Genomic DNA, 18121 nt, shown 5'->3' on the forward strand with positions numbered 1-18121 from the left:
TACCCGGACGGCTGGCCCGAGCAAGTCTTCTCCCTCGGCTGCGACCACGGCACCTGGATCCGCACCAACAGCAACTGACTGGGCGAGGGGTGATCCGATGCCCACCCCACCTCCCTTGGTGACCGTCCCGTACGTGTCCGCCGCAGCGTTCCAGGCACACCCCACCTACCTCGACCTGGACGACCTGCGAGTGGACGTCGATGACCCCGCAGCCCAGACAGCCGAGCTCGAGAACCTTCTGCTCATGTCGTCGCAGTGGGCCGCCGACACCGCCATGCAGCCGCTGCACGCCCACGTCTTCACCCAGCGCACCAGAGCCCGGACCGACCGGCAGGGCAACCTGAAGTTCCACCTCGACCACACGCCCTACCTGAGCCTGGTGCAGGTCGGATACGGCTACAGCCCGACCGCGCTGACGGTGATGAACTCCCCGACCGTCTGGGAGCAGGACAACAACCTGACCATCCCCCTCGGGCAGGGCGGCGGGTCCTGGTCCGGAAGCCTCCAGTTCGGCTTCCCCGCCGGGGTGGAGCTGTGGGTCCAGGCAGTGTGCGTGGCCGGCTTCGTCGCCACCCGCCTGACGGCCGACACCACCGCCGGGGCGCTCACTCTCACTGTCGACGACCCCACCGGCATCCTCCCCGGCGCCCAGTACCGCATCTGGGAGCCGGGAGCCGAGGAAACGGTGACCGTCTCACCGGCATGGACGCCCCCGGCGATCAGCGTGCCGCCCACGGCACCCGCCCCCGCAGCGGTGACCCTGGCCACCCCCACCCGGTTCGCGCACACCAGCGGCCACGACTTCTCCGGGATGCCCGCCAACCTGCGGCTCGCAGTCGTCAACTACAACATCAGCCAGTTGATGCGCCCGGACACCGCAGCCGAGGACTCCTACCCCGACACCCACCTGGCCTCCAGAACCCGGCAGACGGACCCCCGCAAGGACGGCTCGGGCCTCGTCGCGGAAGCCGAACGCATCATCAACTCGTACTGGCGCGTGCGGTGAGCGGCACGACTGTGCTCGACGGGATCTGCCGGTACTTCGGCGGTCCCTACGACCCGAAGACGCACACCTACCGCGCCTCCCCGGTACCCGGGGTCGGCATCGTGCGCCGCGCGTGGCCGAAGGACGACGGCCACCAGGACTTCTTTCACGGCATGCCGCCCGGTGCCCGCACCGGCTCGATGCTCGTCTTCTGGATTCCCCGCCGCTCCGAGGGCCGCTTCGCAGTCGCCGGACCGTACAACGGCCAGAAGAACGTCCTCTACCAGATCGAGGGCGCCTGCTACCTCCGCTCCCGCACCCCCGATGCCGAGGACGCGCAGGACGACATGTACGCCCTCCAGGACGCCCTCGTGGAGTGGATGCGCCGCGACCGCACCCTCGGTAAAGCCTGCTTCCAAGCAGGCGAACACGTTGAGGGCGGCAGCGGAACGATCGACTTCGACAACGGCCAGCCCGAGACCAAGGGGCAGCTCACCAAGAGCTTCTTCCTCATGTCCTTCACGGCCCTCGAGATCGCCCAAGCCTGACCGGCGTTCGGCCGCACGCCCCGCCCCCCCTTACTGCTGTCCGCTCCCGGACTGGAGATCCGCCATGCCCGCAACCAAGCCCACATCCGGGCCGGACAGCGCTCCGGCCACCACCGGCGACGACACTCCGAAGACGAACCCCGCCGCGGCCACGGCCCCGAAGCCCGACGCCGTCGCGGTGGACGAGGTGCCCCCGGGCCGTCTGGCCGCCGGGACGTACGAGTACGTCTGGCCGATCCCGACCCAGTACCTCGACGTGCCCTTGACCGCCCGCCCGGTCGACCCGGGCCAGCCCGCAGTGCCGGCAGACGGCGACAAGCCCGAGACCCCGGCGATCCCGCCCACGCCCGCGACCGTCTTCGACTGGCCGTTCGGCGCCCCGAACGACGGCCGCTGGCAGCCCACCCGCAAGAAGCCCAACCAGGTCGCGGACAACGACGCCGCACCGCTCGTTTCGGAGGAGTGACGGTGTCGACCCCCATCACCTACGCATCGACCCAGCAGTTCGTCGGCATCGCCGCCGAAGCCGTCCAAGGGACCGCGGTGGCCATGACGGCCACCCAGCTCCTGACGACCTTCACCCCCGGTGACACCCCCTCATGGCTGAAGGACCAGTCCTGGCGCGGCTCGATGGGCACGGACGCGTTCGCGCACATCCAGGGGACCAAGATCGCGGGGATCAGCCTCGGTGGCCCGGTCTACGGCGACACCCTCGGGTTCTGGCTGCGGAACATTCTGGGCGACGTGTCCGTCGTCGGCACGCCGACCGGGTCGGGCGCCACCACGCTCGCCGCGTCGGCCGCCGCCGGGGCCACGTCGTTTCAGGCGACCGCGACGATCCCCAACGGCACCCTCCTGCAGGTCGGCACCGGGGCGACCGCCGAGGTCGTCACCACCGGCACCCCCACCGGCTCGGGCCCGTTCGTCATCCCCATCACCACCCCCACCGGTGGGCTGCTGTACGCGCACGCCTCCTCGCAGGCCCTCACCCCCGTGACCGGCCCGTACACCTACGCCTGGAGCTTGCTCAACAGCAACGGTGGCCAGCCGGCCTCCCACACCCTGACGCACAAGCTGGGGACGACAGCAACGGTGGGGGCCCGGTCCTACCCGGGGTTCTGCATGTCGCAGATGAACTTCACGTTCAACGCCGAGTCCGAGCTGTTCTCCTGGACGGGGCAGGGCACCAGCTATCCCAGTGCCCCGGCGAGTGTGGCGCCGACGGCGAACCCCACGGGCATCCTGCCGATCGCATCCTGGCAGACGAAGGTCGGCATCGGCGGCCCCGCCAGCGGGGGCACCCTCGTCAACACCGTCACCGACGGCGAGATCGACATCACCCGCGAACTCCTGCCGATCTTCACGGCGACGGGTTCGCAGCTGCCGTACATCATCCAACGCGGCGGCGTCGCGGTCACCGGCAAGCTCAACTTCGGCGCGGTGAGCGACGAGTCCGCGCTGCTGTACATGCTCAACAACACCAAGCCGCAGGTGCAGATCGTCTGCAGCAACGGCCTGTCCGGCGCCAACCTGATCAGCATCCAGATCGACATCCAGGTCGCAGCGTTCACCGCCGCCACCCCGGACACCAGCAAGGCGGCCGTCGGCTACCAGGACAGCTTCGAGACGGACTTCAACACCACCAACGCAGGCGGTAGCGGCGGCATGAGCCCGATCAAGGTGTCCGTGACCTGCAACGTGCCCCCCGGCTCCTTCTGACCCGACCGGACTGGCCGTCCCCTGTGACCGCGGTCCCGGAGAGGAAGGGCTCCGGGACCGCGCCCGCTCCCTGCCCTTCCAGCCCTTCCACCACCCTTCCGAAAGGCCCGACCCATGGGACAGCGTCACCCCCTCGCCACCGAAGGCGCCTGGGTTGAACTCCGCGACGTCGACGAGTTGCGCGCCGGCGACCAGATGGACATCCAGGGCGCGATGGACGACGAAGAGTCGGTCAACCGGCGTGCCGTCCAGATGTACAACGGGCTCATCACCGCGCTGGTCATGAGCTGGTCACTTCCGCTGCCGATCCCTTCCCAGGCCCCCGACACTCCGCAGTCCGCGGGGTCGCTGCGGCTGATGGGCATCAAGGACTACGCGGCGCTGAAGCGACTTGTCGCCCCCGCGGTCGAGGTGGTGTTCCCGGCCGATCCGGAGCCGAAGACCGCGGAGGCGCTGGAGACGGCGAAGGCGGACCCGGGTTCCCCTACTGGGGACGCCGACGCGTCCTAGCCTCTCTCCTCGGCCAGTCGAAGCCCGGGCCGGCCCAACATCCGCTGACACCGCTGGAGCGCCTCGCGTGGCCCTACGGCTGGTTCGCGGAGCGGTACGGCTGGGAGCCGGAGCGGGTCGACCGGATTCCGCTGCGGCAGCTCAACGAGTACCCGGTCTACGCGGGCGTCGTCGACGAAGCGAAGGCGATCCGGCAGGAGCAGGCCGCCGAGCAGGCCCGCGCGAAGGCGGCGCGCGAGGCCGCCCGCAGGAGGTGACCGGTGGACGTCGGCATCTCCGTGGACGGCGTGGAGGAGTGGGCCGCCGCGGTGGACGCGCTGGGGCAGCGGATGCAGTCCGCGACCCGCGCGGCCACCCGCGACGCCATGAAAATCGTGCAGCGCGGGGCGTTCAGTCGGCTGTCCCGCTACTACCACCCGCCGGGCACCCCCACCCCCGCCCCGCCCGGCGGGCCCCCGGCGCGCATCAACGGCCACCTGCGCGGCTCCCTCAGCCCGACCGGGCCCCGGCCCACCGGCACCGGCTACACCGGCCAGCTCGGTCCCACCGCGGTGTACTCCCGGATCCAGGAACTCGGCGGGCAGGCCGGCCGGAACCACTCCGTCACGATCCCGCCCCGCCCCTACCTGGCGCCGACCGTGCGGGACGCACGCGACGCCATCCGCCGCCAGTACGTGGCGGCCTGGGCCCGCGCCATGCCGTAGCCCCCTGACCGCGCAACCGGAAGGGGGCCCGGTGGCGGACTACCTGCCCCCTGTCGTCGCCAAGCTGGAGGGCGACCACTCCGGTCTCACGCGCGTCCTGGCATCCAGCAAGGAAGACGTCAAGCGGTGGGCGCTCGAGGTCGGCAAAACCAAGGCCACCCTCCAGGTCGACGCCAAGCTGGCGGACGGCACGCTCGCTGCCCTGCGTCAGAAGATCGCCGACAGCCCGGCGGCGAAACTCGATGTCGACCTGCGGCTGAAGACCGGAACGCTGACTACCCTCCGGGACAAGGTCAAGGACAGCACCGCCGCTCGCCTGGACGTCACTGTGGCCCTGGAGAGCGGCACGCTGGCCACCCTCCGGCAAGAGGTACGCGACAGTCCCGCGGCGAAACTGAGCACGGAACTGCGCCTGGCGGACGGCACTCTCGCCGCCCTGCGTCAGAAGGTCAAGGACAGTACCGCGGCCACGCTGCTGGTCGAGCTGAACCTGCAGACCGGAACCCTGGCGGCCGTCCGGGACAAGGTCAAGGACAGTGCGGCGGCGAAGCTCAGCGTCGCCGCGTCCCTCGACAGCAGCACGCTGGCCACCGTCCGTCAGGAAGTGGCTGATGGGGACCCCGCAAAGCTCGGCGTTGACCTGCGTCTGAAGGACGGCACTCTCGCGGCGCTGCGGGAGAAGGTCGCCGACAGCCCGGCGGCCAAGCTGAAGGTGAAGCTGGACCTGGCGACTGGGGAGAGGGAGGCGCTGCAGACCCAGCTCGCCGACCGCGAGGTGCAGGTCAAGGTCACCCCCAAGCTCGACCAGGTCGCGCTCCGCCGGGTCCAGACGGTCCTGATGGAACTCGGGCGGCCCATCACCGTCTCGGTGCGGCCCGACACGGACACCGGCGCGCAGGCGCGGGCCGAGGCCCGTATCGCGCGCCTGACCCGCGACCGGACCGTCGTGGTCCGTACCCGCGTCATCGGCGGCGGCAGCCCCGGCGGCGGGGGCGGTGGCGGTATCGCGGACGACATCAAGCCCCTGGCGACCCTGATCTCCCTGGCGCCGTCGCTGGTGCCGGTCGCTGCGTCGCTGACGGCGTCGCTGGTGAGTATCGCCGAGCAGGCCGGGGCCGCCGGTGTCGCGCTCGGCGCGTTCGGGCTGGCCGCGAAGTCGCAGATCACCGCGATCGGCGCCGCGGCCGACGCGCAGGCCAAGTACAACGCGGCGGTCGCCAAGTACGGGGCGAACTCCAAGCAGGCCATCGCGGCGCAGGAAGCCTCCGCGAGGTCCCTGGACGGGATGCCCGCGGCGACCCAGCGCGCCACCGAGGGCTGGCTCGGCCTGAAGGACGCCTTCAAAGCCTGGTCGGACTCCCTCGCCGGCGCCACGATGGAGCCGGTCAACCGGTCCTTCGCGGTCGCCGAGGCGATCCTGCCCCGCCTGTCCCCGCTGGTCCGCACCGCCGCAGATCAGCTGAACCGATTCGTCACGATCGCCGGCGGCGCGGTCGCCAGCCCCGGCCTCGACGGCCTCATGAAGCGCCTGACCGCCTTCTCCGGCGGCGTCCTGAAACGCCTCAACGACGACCTCGTGCACTTCCTGCGGTACCTGGACGAGGGCCCGCACAACGGGGCCATCGCCCAGGTCTTCGCCTACGCCAAGGCCGAGGGGCCGCAGGTCCACCAGGCCCTGGACGACATCGCCCGCGCGATCGGCACCATCCTCAAGGCGTCCGCGCAGGCCGGCCCCGGGCTGCTCACCGTGGTCGACGACATCGCCCGCCTGGTGGCCGCCCTGCCGCCCTCCTTCGTCGCCACCGTCCTGGACGCGTACGCCGCGTTCCGCCTGTTCAAGGTCGCCAGCGCGGGGATCACGGCCGTCACCGGGGCGGTGACGTCCCTGTCCGGGCGGCTGGTGGTACTGCGCGCCGCCTCCCAGGCCGCCGGCGGGGGTCTGGCTGGGGTCCGGGCCGCCATCGGCTCCATCTCCACAGCGGGGAAGATCGGCGGCGCCATCGCGGTCATCGCCGGGATCGCCGTGGTCCTCGACAAGTTGTCCTCGTCCGGGAAGAAGGCCCCCGACGTCGATCGCATGACCACCGCCCTCGGCCGGCTGAGCCAGACCGGTAAGGCCAGTGGCGAGCTGACCAGCGTGTTCGGGGCGGACCTGGACGGGCTGGGCAAGGCCATCGACCGCGTCAGCGGCAAGTCCTCCGGCATGGACAAGTTCAACGACACCATGAACCGCGTTTTCACGCTGGGCATGGGCCAGTCGAACTCGATGAAGCAGGCCAAGAAGGACATCGACGCGATCGACAAGGGCCTCGCAGCGCTCGTCTCCGGCGGCCACGCAGACCAGGCCGCCCAGGCTCTGAAAGACCTGTCCAAGGCCGGCCTGAACATCCCGAAGAAAAGCCTCGACGACTACAACTCCGCCCTCGCCGACGCCGCCTTCCAGGCCAAGCTCACCGCCCAGTCCGAGGGCATGTTCGGCGACCAGGCCCAGCAGGTCCAGAAGAAGTTGGACGCCCAGAAGCAGGCCGCCCAAGGGCTGCAGCAGGCCATCCTCGACCTCAACGACGCCAACCGGGCGGCGCTCGACGCCGAGTCCGCGTATCAGCAGTCCATCGACGACGCGACCGCCGCCATCAAGGGCCACCGGGACGCCCTGCACTACAGCAACGGCGAACTCAACCTGAACAGCCAGAAGGCCCGCGAAGCCTACGCCGCACTCAGCCAGATGGCCGCGGCCGCGGAGGCTTCCTCCACGGCGACGCTTCAGCAGACCGGCTCCCAAGAGAAGGCCAACAAGGTCCTGATCGACGCCCACGACCGGCTGGTCGCCACCGCCGAGAAGATGGGCCTGTCCACCAGCGAAGCGCACAAGCTGGCCGACGCCCTGGACAACATCAAGGACCCGAAGATCCAGGTCACCGTGGCCACCCAGGCCGCTGAGGCGAACCTGGCGGCGGCCAAGAAGAAGGTCGACAGCTTCCCCAAGAGCACCCGGACCAAGGCGAACTTCGACTACCAGCAGGCCGCGGCCGATGTGCAGTTCTTTCAGCGCATCATTGACCAGCTCCACGGCAAGACCGTCACCGTCCGGATCAACAACGTCTCCACGCAGGTCAACGCGAAGGACTACTACTCGCAGGGCCCCCACAAGAACGCCTACGGGGGCGTGGTGCGGGCGTTCGACGCGGGCGGCACCGTGCCGGGGTATGCGCCGATGCGGGACACCGTCCCCGCGGTCCTGTCGCCCGGCGAGGGTGTGCTGGTGCCGGAGGCGACGCGGGCGCTGGGCGGTGAGTCGGGTATCAACGCCATCAACCGGCAGGCCCGCTCCGGCGGGTCCCTGTCCAGCGCGTCCCTCTCGGGGGGTGTGGCGCCGATCGGCCGGGAGGTCGCGGCCGGCCTGTGGCAGGGACTCCAGAGCCAGCAGGGGTGGTTGGCCGCGCAGGCCCGCCAGTTCGCGCTGTCGACGATTCCGCAGCCGATGGCTGACGCCCTGGGTATCGCCTCCCCGTCCAAGGTGGCCATGTCCCTGGGCCGGTGGGTGGGTGCTGGCATGGTCCAGGGCCTCACCGGGTCGACCGCCTCGGTCAAGTCCGCGACACTCCGGCTGACCAGGTCGATTGAGCAGGTCTTCCACGACGACGCACAGAGGCAGCTCGCCAGCGACCGCAAGTCGTTCGAGAACCTGGTCGGCGTCAAGGGCAAGAAGGCCGCGCGGGAGCGCTCCGACCTGCTCGCGGACATGAAGCAGCAGCAGAAGTACCTCAGCGAGGACTCCGCCATCTCTCGCTTCGTCGCTGTCGACAACCAGCGACTGCTGAAGCTCGCCGCGCAGCGCGACAGCGTGGCGTCCAAGCTGAAGACCGCCCAGGCCAACCTGAGCAGCCTCCAGAAGCAGTGGACGTCGGAGCGTGACCAGGTCGCGTCCCAGATCCTCCAGGGCGCCTCGGTGGTCACCGCGGCCCCGCAGGCCGGCTTCGCACTCACCGCGGGCGACGTCGTCAACAACCTCAAGGACCAGGCCGAGAAGGGCAGCACCTTCGCGGCCGAACTGCAGCAGCTCCAGAAGGCCGGACTCCGCTCGGACCTGATCGCGCAGATCGCCGCGGCCGGCGTGGACCAGGGCGGCGCGACCGCCGCGGCCCTGGCCGGGGCGAGCAAGGACACCATCAAGCAGCTCAACTCGATCCAGGCGAACCTCGCCTCCTCGGCCAACGCCACCGGCGCCGCGGTCGCGGACTCGATGTACAAGGCGGGCATCGACAGCGCGAAGGGCCTCATCAAGGGCCTGGAGTCGCAAGAGTCGGCGATCGAAAAGCAGATGCTCAAGATCGCCAAGTCCATGCAGACAGCGATCCGCGAGGAGCTCGGCATCCACTCGCCGTCCACCGTGATGGCGATGGACGGCGAGCACACAGGCCGCGGCTTCGCCCTGGGGCTCGACCGCTCCGTCAAGCACGTGCAGATCGCCGCGTCGGGGCTGGCGATGGCCGCCCGGCAGGGCGCGTCGCTTACCAGCAGCGGCGGCTACCGCGGCGGTGGCGGCGGCGAGGTGCACTACCACTACAACTCCGTGAACCTCACCGTGCAGGGCTCCGTCACCACGGCACGCCAGCTGGTCGACGAGGTCGAGAACGCCCTGGCGGTCCGCGCCCGCACCAACCCGGGCGGCTTCCGCCCCGCGGCCACCTGGTCCGGTCGCTGACCGGTCACTCAACCATCACGCAGAACAGGGGGTGCCGTGGCGACGCTTGCGGCCCTGGTCGACGACTTCACCGCCACCTCGATCAGCACCACGGTGTGGAACAACGTCACGGCAGGCGCGGCGACCCTGGACACCGTCAACAATCAGGTCGTCCTGGCCGTGCCCACTGCGGCGAACGCGACCAACGTGTTCGGGGCGAACGGCCCCTGGGACGCGCGGAACAGCAGCGTGTACGCCCAGATCGGGGCGGCGGCCAACGGCAACGGGACCGTGGCGACGGGGGTGCGGCTGCAGCTGGACGCCAGCAACGCGATCCTGCTGCGCGTCCGCAGTGGCGGGGTCTTCGAGGTGGTCCTGACTACCGCCGGCTCCTCGATCGTCACGGCGCTGCCGGCCTACGATTCGCATCAGCATCGCTGGTGGCAGATCAGCGAGGCCAGCAGCACCTGGACTGTCCAGGCCAGCCCGGACGGTCTGAACTGGACCACCCTCACCACTCTCGCGCACTCCTGGTCGGCGGCGGCCGTGCAGTTCGCGTTCCTCACCACCGTCACCGGAACGGAGGCGGCGGGGAACGTCGCGGTGATCTCCCACGTCAACACCCGCGGCGGCGGCCAGTTCAACCTGGCGTGGCCGCGGATGGAGTACGCGGCCGGCCTGTGGTGGGGTGCCAACGGCGCCGCGTCCCCCCTCGACCTGTACGTGGAGGTGGGCGGTCGCACCAACGACACTGTCTCGATCAACCGCGGCCGGCAGTACGAGCTGGACCAGGTCCGGGCCGGGGATGAGACCGCGACGCTGCTCAATGTCTCCGGGGACCTGGACCCGAACGTGGCGGGCCCGTATGCGGGCCGGATCCAGCCGTACCAGCCGTGGCGGGTACGGGCGCAGTGGCCGCCGACGGTCAACATGTTCTCCCGGGGCATCGCTACCGGGGGCGACCTGGGCGGCGCCACCGTCGGCACGATCACCGCGTCGGCGGCCCTGGATCTGCTGTCCGAGACGGACGCCGGCGGGGGCAGCGTCGTCACCTCCGCGACGGCTTGGGCGGGCGGCCGGGTCACCCAGTTTGCGGTGCCGCTCGGCGCCGCGGTGGGACAGCGCATCGTGCACACCGCGCAGACCCCGGTCCTGGCCGGGCAGACCTACACGGCGACCATCCGCGTCCGGAACGTGGCCGCGTCCACGACGCTTCAGGCCAAGCCCCACTTCGGCTGGGTGACCGCCGGGTCCGCGACCCCCTCGTCGTACGCCTACGGTTCGACGGTCACCCTGACCGGCTCGACCACGGCCGGGTGGACGACGCTGACCGTGACCGGCACCGCCCCCTCGGGGGCGCTCGGCATGGACGCCGGCGTGACCGTCGCGGCCACCGCGGCGGCCACCTGCTCGGTGCAGACGGACGGCTGGCAGCAGGAGAAGGGCTCCACCGCATCGGCGTGGGTGTGCCCCGGGGCCTGGTATCCGATGTACGCAGGGTTCACCGGGGACTGGCAGTTCCAGTGGGCCCTGTCCGGGACGATGGGCTCGGTCACGGTCCCCACCGCGGACGCCCTCGGCCTGCTCGCTCAGCAGCAGTTGGACGACCCGCTGACTGAGGAGATCAACTCCCACAACCCGACGTTCCTTTACACCCTCGCCGACCCCGCCGGCGTAAGCGGGGCGACCGACACAACCGGTACCTACCCGGCGCTGCCGATCGCGGTCAGCAAACAGGGCGCGGGCACGCTGACGTTCGGCAACGCGATCACGGCCACCACCCCGACGACTGGCGTGTACACGGGCGGCACCGGAACGGTCGCAACCCTGGCCAACGCGGGCACTGGCTCGGCGGCGGCGTCGGCCGCCTCGTTCCTGTCCCTCAGCGCAATCGGCATCAAGGGCTCGCAGACCAGCACCTACAGCCGCATGATCGCCTTCCGGTACCAGGGCGGCAACCCCGCCAGCCAGGCCATGATCTGGACGGCGCAGGACGGCAATCACGGCACCGGCTCCCAGCTGTCCCTGTACATCGACAGCAGCGGCAAGCTCAACGCCTACACCAACGGCGTGTCATCCAGCATCCTGCTGACCTCAACCGCCGCGGTGACGGACGGCAACTGGCACCTGGCGATCATCGCCTACCAGATCGGCGCGACCGGCACGTTCACTCTGTCCCTGGACGGCGTCACGATCGGCAGCCCCTCCGACAACACCGTCCGCCCGAGTGGCCTCGTCTCCGACAGCATCGGCACCTACGCCGACAGCGTCCTCGGCAACCCCACCCGGTGGAACTTCTCCGGGGACATCTCCTATGTCGTGGAGTGGCCCGTCGCGCTCACCGCCACCGACTGCACCAACATGTACGCGGCCTGGAAGTCCGCGTGCGCGGGCGAGTCCACCGACGCGAGGTACGCGCGGATCCTGCGCTACGCCGGCTACACCGGCACCACCAGCATCCAGGCGGGCCAGACCACGTCCATGGGCCCCGCGACCTTCGGCCAAGACGCCGTCACCGCACTCCAGGACGTCGTCACCACGGAAAACGGCGAGCACTACATCGACCGGGCCGGCATCCCGACCTTCAAGTCCCGAGCGGCCCGATACTCCGCCCGCACCCCGCTCTACACCCTCGGGGAGCGCGCCGACCTGGGCGAGTGGCCGTACGAGGACATCAAGCCGGTGCGGGACAGCTCCCACCTCGGCAACAAAGTCACCGTCACCGGCCCGGGCAGCCAAGTCTTCTACGCCCAGGACAACGCCTCGATCACGGCCTACGTGCCCAGGCCGATGGGCCGCCCGGTCAACACTTCCAGCGCGGCCGAAGCGCAGGACGCCGCAAACTACCTGCTGTCCCGCTACAAGACACCGCTGACCCGGGTTGCGAATCTGGTGCTGCACCCGGGCGGCAACCCAGCCTTGTGGCCGGTGTGCCTGAGCTTGGAACTCGGCACACGGGTGCGGGTGATGCGCCGGCCCCCGGCACCCTACCCGCCTGTGCAGCTCGAGGCGTTCGTCGAGAACATCTCGTGGAACCTGACCACGACAGCCGACGCCACCGTCACTCTGCAGTGCTCGCCGGCGGACCCGCTGACCTACGGCGTGTGGGCGGCCTGGCACACGACGCTCGCCGTCAGCTACAGCAGTGGCATTACCACGATCAGCCTCAACGCCGGGCAGGACAACACCAACCCCCTGGTGGCGCAGCTCGCGGCCGGGCAGCAGCTCGTCATCGGGCAGGGCACCCCGGCGGCGGAGACGGTCACGGTGCAGGCCGTGGGCGCCACCAGCCCGGGCTGGACCACCGGCGCCATCACCCTGGCCTCGGCCCTCACTCAGCCGCATGTGGCCGGTGAAGTCGTGTGTGAGCCGCTGCCCGCCGGCGTCACCGATCCCACGGCGTTCGACTACTCGGCCTGGGATCAGGTCGTCTACGCGTACTAGGAGGCGGCGTGTCCCGCATCGTTCCGGTCTCGGTCATCGAGAACCCGGGCCAGTACATCACCGGCGCCTGGCAGACCGCCCAGGTCAAGGCGCTGACCGACTTCATCACTGCCGTGCCGGTGTTCTACGGCTACCAGACCAGCACGCAGGTGGCGACGAGCGGCAGCTACATCTCCATCACCCTCGACACCGAGGTCTTCGACAGCGACAACGGGCACTCCACGACGGTCAACCCGTCCCGTTACACGCCGCAGGTGCCGGGCATCTACATGGCGATCGGCACGTCGGCGTGGCAGTCCGGCGGCGTTGGGTATCGGCGTACCCGCGTGACCCTCAACGGGGTCACCATCAAGGGTGGCGGTACCGGCTTCGATACGAGCCAGTCCGTCATTCAGGGCGGCATGGCCATCGGCATCGCCGCCTGCAACGGCACCACGGACTATTTCGAGGTGCAGGCCGCCCAGTCCACCGGCGGCAACCTCAACACGGCGAGCAGCGGCGAATTCACGCCCAGCCTTGTCGTGCTCTGGCTTCGGTCTTGACTCCCTTCGTATTCACCGAGAGAGGCATCGTGAGCGACACCACCGAGATGGTGCAGTACCAGATCAGCGGATCAGCCGGGAACGCGTCGAACTCCGACGGCATCAGCATCACCCTGACCAGTCAGGCCGGCGCCACCGACGCTGTCGCTCTGGCTGTCGCCGAGGCCATCAGGGGCATCGTGTGGGCGCCCGGGGTGACCTGCTCAGTGGCCATCTTCAAGTCCGTCATGTCCACGACCTCGTGGAGCGGCGATCTGACCTCGAACCCGCCCACCTTCGTCTGACCTCCTTTCCCTTTTCCGCCCCGCGCCGTCCCGGCCGGGGCTTTCGTATGCCCCGGAGGGCCTTGTGCACGTCCAGCTCCTCAACGAAACCAGCCCGCTCAGCGGCCGTCGCCTCGGTCGCCACATCGAGCACGACCCGCGGTCGCTGGCGTACGCGCATGGCGTGCTGCCGAAGTCTGCGATCAAGTCGGTGTCGTGGACGCGCCGGATACCGATCCTCAACCAGGGCAACATCGGCTCCTGCACGGGCAACGCCGAGACCGGCGCCCTCGGCACCGACTCCGTCGGCCGCACCGCTGCGGCCACGGTGACCGTGAAGGCCGACAGCAAGGGCGTCTTCACGGCCGGGATCCGCACGCTGGACGAGACGTTCGCCCTGGACGTGTACACCCTGAACACCCTGCTGGACAGCATCAAGGGCAACATGCCCGGCGACGACACCGGCTCGACGTCCCTGGCGTGCGGGAAGTCCGGGCAGGCGCTGGGCCTGTTCTCCGGGTACACGCACGCCTACTCGTACGACGCGCTGCTGTCCGCGCTCCAGTCGGGCCCGGTCCTGATCGGGATCCCCTGGTACAACTCGATGTTCGAGCCGCAGGCGGACGGTCGGATCGTGGTGGACGTCTCGTCGGGGCTGGCCGGCGGCCACGAGATGGTGGTCCGCGAGTACGACCTGGCGAACGACGAGGTGTGGCCGGACAACTCGTGGGACACCACGTGGGGGTTGCAGGGGCGCGGCTATTTCGCGGGCGCGGACCTGCGGACGCTGTTGGCGAACGGCGGGGATGTGCTGGTGCCCGCGTTCACGGCGAGCCCCGCGCCCGCGCCGACTCCGACGCCGGTGCCGGCCGGGGTGACGGGCGCGCAGGTGGCCGCGGCGGTGCGGGGCGCCCTGACGGGGCTGGGGGTGTAATGAGCGTCAAGGACGCTGCCACGCCACCGAGCCAGTGGTGCGACTGGTGGGTAGAGGTTCACGACCTCGCGCCGACGATCGCCTACGGCTGGCCTGGGCCGGACCTGACGGCGGAGCCTGACGACCCCAACCCGTGGTTCTGGCACTGGTGCTCGCAGCAGGGACGGTGGATGGCGCAGGCCGCGCCCGAGCACACGCTCGTCTCCCGTGAGCCGTTGCACATGGAGCCGTCCTTGCTGTGGCCGTGCTGCGGCACGCATGGATTCGTCCGAGGCGGAAGGTGGATCTCGGTATGACCGGCTCTCAGGGCCAGGACTGGGCGTCGTACCAGGACTGGTCACCGTCCACCGCCGGGCTGGCCTTCGTGCTGATCAAGGCGACGGAGGGCGGCGGGTACGTGAACCCGCGGTACACCTCGCAGCTCGCCGCGGCCCGGGCCGGCAACGTCGTGCCGGGGCATTACCACTTCGCGCGGCCCGGCGGGATGCAGGCGCAGGCGGACTTCTTCCTGCGGAAGATCAGCCTGAAGCCGGGTGACGTGTTGGCCCTGGACTGGGAGGACACCGGGGTCAGCAGCGCGGACAAGGACGCGTGGATCAAGTACGTGCAGGCCAAGGCCCCGGCCCATCAGGTGCTTCTGTACTGCAACCGGGACTTCTGGCTGAACCGCGACCACTCCTCGTTCGCCGGGGATGGCCTGTGGATCGCCGACCCGGACGCCCCGGCCGGCCACCCGCGGATCCAGCACGCGTGGGTGCTGCACCAGTACAGCGAGGCCGGCGGCATCGACCGCGACTACAGCCCTCTCTCCGCCGCGGACTTCGCGGCGTGGACGCACGCCAAGGAGAACGACATGGCCATCACCGACGCCGACGTGCAGAAACTCACCGCCGCGCTCGTCCCCGCAGTGCGTGACGCGATCCTGAACTACCTGGAGGACGACCCGACCACCAGTGACAACAGCACGAAGCGCCTCGCGGCGATCCTCTGGGACATGGGAAAGAACGCGGCGCAGGCCAACTCGTGGGCGCAGAAGGTCTCGGGCCAGGTCGCCCAGGCCGCGGCCCCGGTACTGGCGGATGCGCAGGTCGGGCAGATCGCCGCCGCGCTCGCCTCGAACACCGCGTTCATCAACGGCATCGCCGACCGCGTGACCACCGACCTGGCCGCGCGCCTCCAGAACTGATCCCACCCTCCACCTCGGGGCCGCGTGTGCTCCGATCGGCAGAAACGGTACTGCTATGACCCTGTACGACACCCTGGCCAGCCTGTGGCGCACGGTGGTGCCGCTGATCGTCGGCACCGTCGTCGCGCTGTTGTCGCACGCCGGGATCGGCGTGGACTCGTCCGCCCTGACTCTCTGGCTCGGCACGGCTTTCTCCGCCGGGTACTACACCCTGTTCCGCATCCTCGAGGCCCACGTCTCCCCGGCGTGGGGGTGGCTGCTCGGCCTGGCCCGTCCGCCGGCCTACCCGTCGACCGCGACCGCCCCGCGCGCCGTCCGGTCCGAGCCGAGGGCCTGACGTGCGGGCCGCGGTGCGCCGCGCTGCCCAGCGGGTCGGCCACCGCGGCGCGCTCCTCGTCCTCCTCGGCACTATCGCCCTGCTGTACGGCGCCAGCCTCATCACCACTCCACCGGTGCCGCACCCCATCGGGCTTCGCCTGCTGCTCGGCTTGATGCCGCTGAAGGGCTGGGGCTACACGCTGGCCGCGGCCGGCGGGATCGCCGTGCTGTGCGCCCCGCTGCGGCAGGGCCGGGACTGGCCCGGCTTCACCGTGCTGGTGCTGGTCTGGCTCCCGTGGTCGCTCAGCTTCCTCACGAGCTGGTGGCCGCAGGGCGAGAACCCGCGCGGCTGGGTCTCGGCGCTGATCTTCGCCGCGCTCGCTGGTGTCCCGGCGGCGTGCGCTGGCTGGGAGGAGCCGGGCGAACCACCCCGAAGGGGATCTCCATGAGTCAGTGGACGACGGTTGTTGTCGCTGTCATCACCTCGGCTGGCACGCTGGGCGTCGCCCGCACGGCCCGCCGTACACCCCGCCAGGAACGGCGGGACGACTTCGCCGCCGTCACCAAGCGCATGGACCGCGAGTTCGAGCGCCTCGATGGCCGGGTGACCCGGCAGGAGGCCACGATCCGCGGCCAGGCCGCAGCAATCGTTCATTTGCAGGGCTGGGTCCGGGCGCTGGTGCTGTTCGTCCGGGACTCCGGTATGGAGCCACCGGCGCAGCCGCCGGTTCCGGAGGAGGCTCTGCCGTATCTGCAGGACATCGGCCTGTGAGTGCCGGGTGCGTGAGTGCCCCCGTCTGGCCCCTCTGGGGGTTGGGCGGGGGCACTTCGTGTGTCCGGTGTCGTTCGGCGTGCCCGGTGGGGGTGTCCTACCGAAAGCGGCGGAAAATAACAGGTGCAGGCGGCCCGTGATCAGCCCGGGCCCACTCCGCTGAACCTGCAGGCCAGAACAGTCACCTGCCGAACCTGACCGGGCGTCTGTTCAGGTGGCCGCGCTCTGGCGGTTGACGAGTGCGGGGTTCATGCCGCCGTCGTCGTACCAGCGGGCGAGTTCAGCGGACCGCTCGGCTCGCCGGGCCCGCCGGGCCGCCGCCTTGCGGGCCCGCACGTCGCCCTTGCTGGTGAGGTGCCACCGGCCCCAGGGCTTGCATGCCCGGGACGGGCAGCGGTAGGGCCACAGCGTTACGCCGAGCCGTTGCTCACGGAAGGGCTTGTACCAGGTGGCCGTCTCGACGTCGGGGTAACTGATCTTGCGGCAGGGCGTTAAGCCGCCAGGTATGCCGCTGCCGTCGCTCATCGTCCTCGCCTCTCGATGGTTCTGCTGGTGCCCAGTCTGCTGGTGCCCAGCATGCCGTCCGCGCGGTCGCGGGCAGCGGCCGTGGTGGGTCGTCAGGCGTGACCGGCTCACTCATCGCTGAGGATCTGCATGGGCAGGTTGAGGGAGCGGGTGGGCGGCGGGTAGTCGGCGTCCGCGCCGCCGGTGAGGAGTGCGAGGGTCCAGGTGGTGACGGTGTGCTCGAAGTCCTGCCGGGTGCGGTGGTAGTCGTCAGCGGCCGCAGTGATGTACCGGATCATGGCGGTGCTGTAGCGGGTGGCCTGGGTGGTGCAGGTGAGTCCGTCGCCGAGGAGGGTGTCGAGCGCCAAGTACCAGGTGTTCAGGTAGCGGGCGTACTCGCGGAGCATGATGCGGGTGGCGTCCTGGCCGAACTCCGTCTCGTGGTCTCGGACCGAGGCCACGTCGAAGCAGTCGAAGCAGTCGCGGATGCCGCTGCCGGCGACCGCGGCTTCGTAGGCGTGGATGGCGGCCAGTTCGCCGGTCGTGAGCGGGGCCGTCTCGAACTCGCAGGTGTCGATGTCCAGCACGGCCGTCCTCATTCCATTCCGGGGTAGCACAGGCCGTGGTCTTGGCCGGGCTGGATTTCCTGGCCGCACCAGCAGATGCGCTTGCCGTCCAGTTCTCGCTGCTCTGCTTTCATCTGGTCGTAGAAGGCGAGGATGCGCGTCTGGGCCTCTGGGCTGAGGGGGCCGGGAGGCTCCCGCCGGTTCTGGTCGTTCACGTCGGTGTCCTCACTTTTCGATGGTGTGGTCGGCCTGGGAGATGGTGTCACCGACATACAGGAGGGCCTGCGTGAGGGCAATGGTGGCCGTGGCCTGGACGAGAGCGGCGTGCGCGGTGATGACGTCGGGCCGGACGTCTCCGGTGGGCATTTCCCGCATCTGTTGACCGGCGCGTTCAAGGGCCTTCTGAGCGAGGTCGCGGTAGGTGCGGCTCACGGTCGGAGTC

General features: G+C 70.1%; 19 protein-coding genes. 15 read left to right on the forward strand and 4 right to left on the reverse strand.

Annotated features, from left to right (window positions below; genetic code table 11):
- Window positions 1-97 precede the first annotated feature (97 nt).
- From ITX44_RS36615 to ITX44_RS36685, 15 genes are all read left to right on the forward strand, one after another.
- Entirely contained in the window at window positions 98-1006 is a 909-nt protein-coding gene (locus ITX44_RS36615) for a hypothetical protein (protein ID WP_236062329.1), read from the forward strand.
- Window positions 1003-1533, forward strand: a complete 531-nt coding sequence (locus ITX44_RS36620) for a hypothetical protein (RefSeq protein ID WP_205363585.1) — start codon at window positions 1003-1005, stop codon at window positions 1531-1533. The genes ITX44_RS36615 and ITX44_RS36620 overlap by 4 nt, the downstream gene beginning before the upstream one ends.
- 64 nt (window positions 1534-1597) lie before the next feature.
- Complete coding sequence (locus ITX44_RS36625; protein ID WP_205363586.1) at window positions 1598-1999, forward strand: hypothetical protein; 402 nt, start codon at window positions 1598-1600, stop codon at window positions 1997-1999.
- Between the two features lie 2 nt (window positions 2000-2001).
- A complete protein-coding gene (locus ITX44_RS36630) occupies window positions 2002-3252 on the forward strand; it encodes a phage tail tube protein (protein WP_205363587.1) in 1251 nt (416 codons plus the stop codon).
- A 114-nt stretch (window positions 3253-3366) separates the two neighbouring features.
- Complete coding sequence (locus ITX44_RS36635) at window positions 3367-3762, forward strand: hypothetical protein (RefSeq protein WP_205363588.1); 396 nt, start codon at window positions 3367-3369, stop codon at window positions 3760-3762.
- Between the two features lie 260 nt (window positions 3763-4022).
- On the forward strand, window positions 4023-4466 hold the full coding sequence (locus ITX44_RS36640) for a phage virion morphogenesis protein (protein WP_205363589.1): 444 nt from the start codon (window positions 4023-4025) through the stop codon (window positions 4464-4466).
- A 31-nt stretch (window positions 4467-4497) separates the two neighbouring features.
- Window positions 4498-9171, forward strand: coding sequence for a hypothetical protein (locus tag ITX44_RS36645; RefSeq protein WP_205363591.1), 4674 nt, complete (start codon window positions 4498-4500; stop codon window positions 9169-9171).
- 36 nt (window positions 9172-9207) lie between these two features.
- Window positions 9208-12594, forward strand: coding sequence for a hypothetical protein (locus ITX44_RS36650; protein ID WP_205363593.1), 3387 nt, complete (start codon window positions 9208-9210; stop codon window positions 12592-12594).
- Window positions 12595-12602: 8 nt separating this feature from the next.
- Entirely contained in the window at window positions 12603-13136 is a 534-nt protein-coding gene (locus tag ITX44_RS36655) for a hypothetical protein (protein WP_205363595.1), read from the forward strand.
- Window positions 13137-13165: 29 nt separating this feature from the next.
- Window positions 13166-13420, forward strand: coding sequence for a hypothetical protein (locus tag ITX44_RS36660; protein WP_205363597.1), 255 nt, complete (start codon window positions 13166-13168; stop codon window positions 13418-13420).
- Between the two features lie 64 nt (window positions 13421-13484).
- The gene (locus tag ITX44_RS36665) at window positions 13485-14333 is read left to right on the forward strand and encodes a C1 family peptidase (protein WP_205363598.1); all 849 of its coding nucleotides are present in this window, start codon (window positions 13485-13487) and stop codon (window positions 14331-14333) included.
- Between the two features lie 292 nt (window positions 14334-14625).
- A complete protein-coding gene (locus ITX44_RS36670) occupies window positions 14626-15519 on the forward strand; it encodes a glycoside hydrolase family 25 protein (protein ID WP_205363600.1) in 894 nt (297 codons plus the stop codon).
- A gap of 55 nt (window positions 15520-15574) precedes the next feature.
- Window positions 15575-15856 carry a hypothetical protein gene (locus tag ITX44_RS36675; RefSeq protein WP_205363602.1) on the forward strand — a complete coding sequence of 94 codons (282 nt, stop codon included), beginning with the start codon at window positions 15575-15577 and terminating at the stop codon, window positions 15854-15856.
- 1 nt (window position 15857) lies between these two features.
- Window positions 15858-16286 carry a hypothetical protein gene (locus tag ITX44_RS36680; RefSeq protein WP_205363604.1) on the forward strand — a complete coding sequence of 143 codons (429 nt, stop codon included), beginning with the start codon at window positions 15858-15860 and terminating at the stop codon, window positions 16284-16286.
- The gene (locus ITX44_RS36685) at window positions 16283-16609 is read left to right on the forward strand and encodes a hypothetical protein (protein ID WP_205363606.1); all 327 of its coding nucleotides are present in this window, start codon (window positions 16283-16285) and stop codon (window positions 16607-16609) included. Before ITX44_RS36680 ends, ITX44_RS36685 begins: the two co-directional genes overlap by 4 nt.
- Window positions 16610-16819: 210 nt before the next feature.
- Here the strand turns inward: ITX44_RS36685 and ITX44_RS36690 are convergent, their stop codons facing one another.
- From ITX44_RS36690 to ITX44_RS36705, 4 genes are all read right to left on the reverse strand, one after another.
- Complete coding sequence (locus tag ITX44_RS36690) at window positions 16820-17134, reverse strand: hypothetical protein (RefSeq protein WP_205363608.1); 315 nt, start codon at window positions 17132-17134, stop codon at window positions 16820-16822.
- A gap of 107 nt (window positions 17135-17241) precedes the next feature.
- Window positions 17242-17712 (reverse strand): hypothetical protein, encoded by a 471-nt coding sequence (locus tag ITX44_RS36695; RefSeq protein WP_205363610.1) that lies wholly within the window; start codon window positions 17710-17712, stop codon window positions 17242-17244.
- Window positions 17709-17894, reverse strand: a complete 186-nt coding sequence (locus ITX44_RS36700) for a hypothetical protein (RefSeq protein WP_205363611.1) — start codon at window positions 17892-17894, stop codon at window positions 17709-17711. The genes ITX44_RS36695 and ITX44_RS36700 overlap by 4 nt, the downstream gene beginning before the upstream one ends.
- Before the next feature lie 10 nt (window positions 17895-17904).
- On the reverse strand, window positions 17905-18111 hold the full coding sequence (locus tag ITX44_RS36705; protein WP_205363613.1) for a hypothetical protein: 207 nt from the start codon (window positions 18109-18111) through the stop codon (window positions 17905-17907).
- Window positions 18112-18121 lie beyond the last annotated feature (10 nt).

This window comes from Actinacidiphila acididurans (genome assembly GCF_016918855.1).
Taxonomy (GTDB): domain Bacteria; phylum Actinomycetota; class Actinomycetes; order Streptomycetales; family Streptomycetaceae; genus Actinacidiphila; species Actinacidiphila acididurans.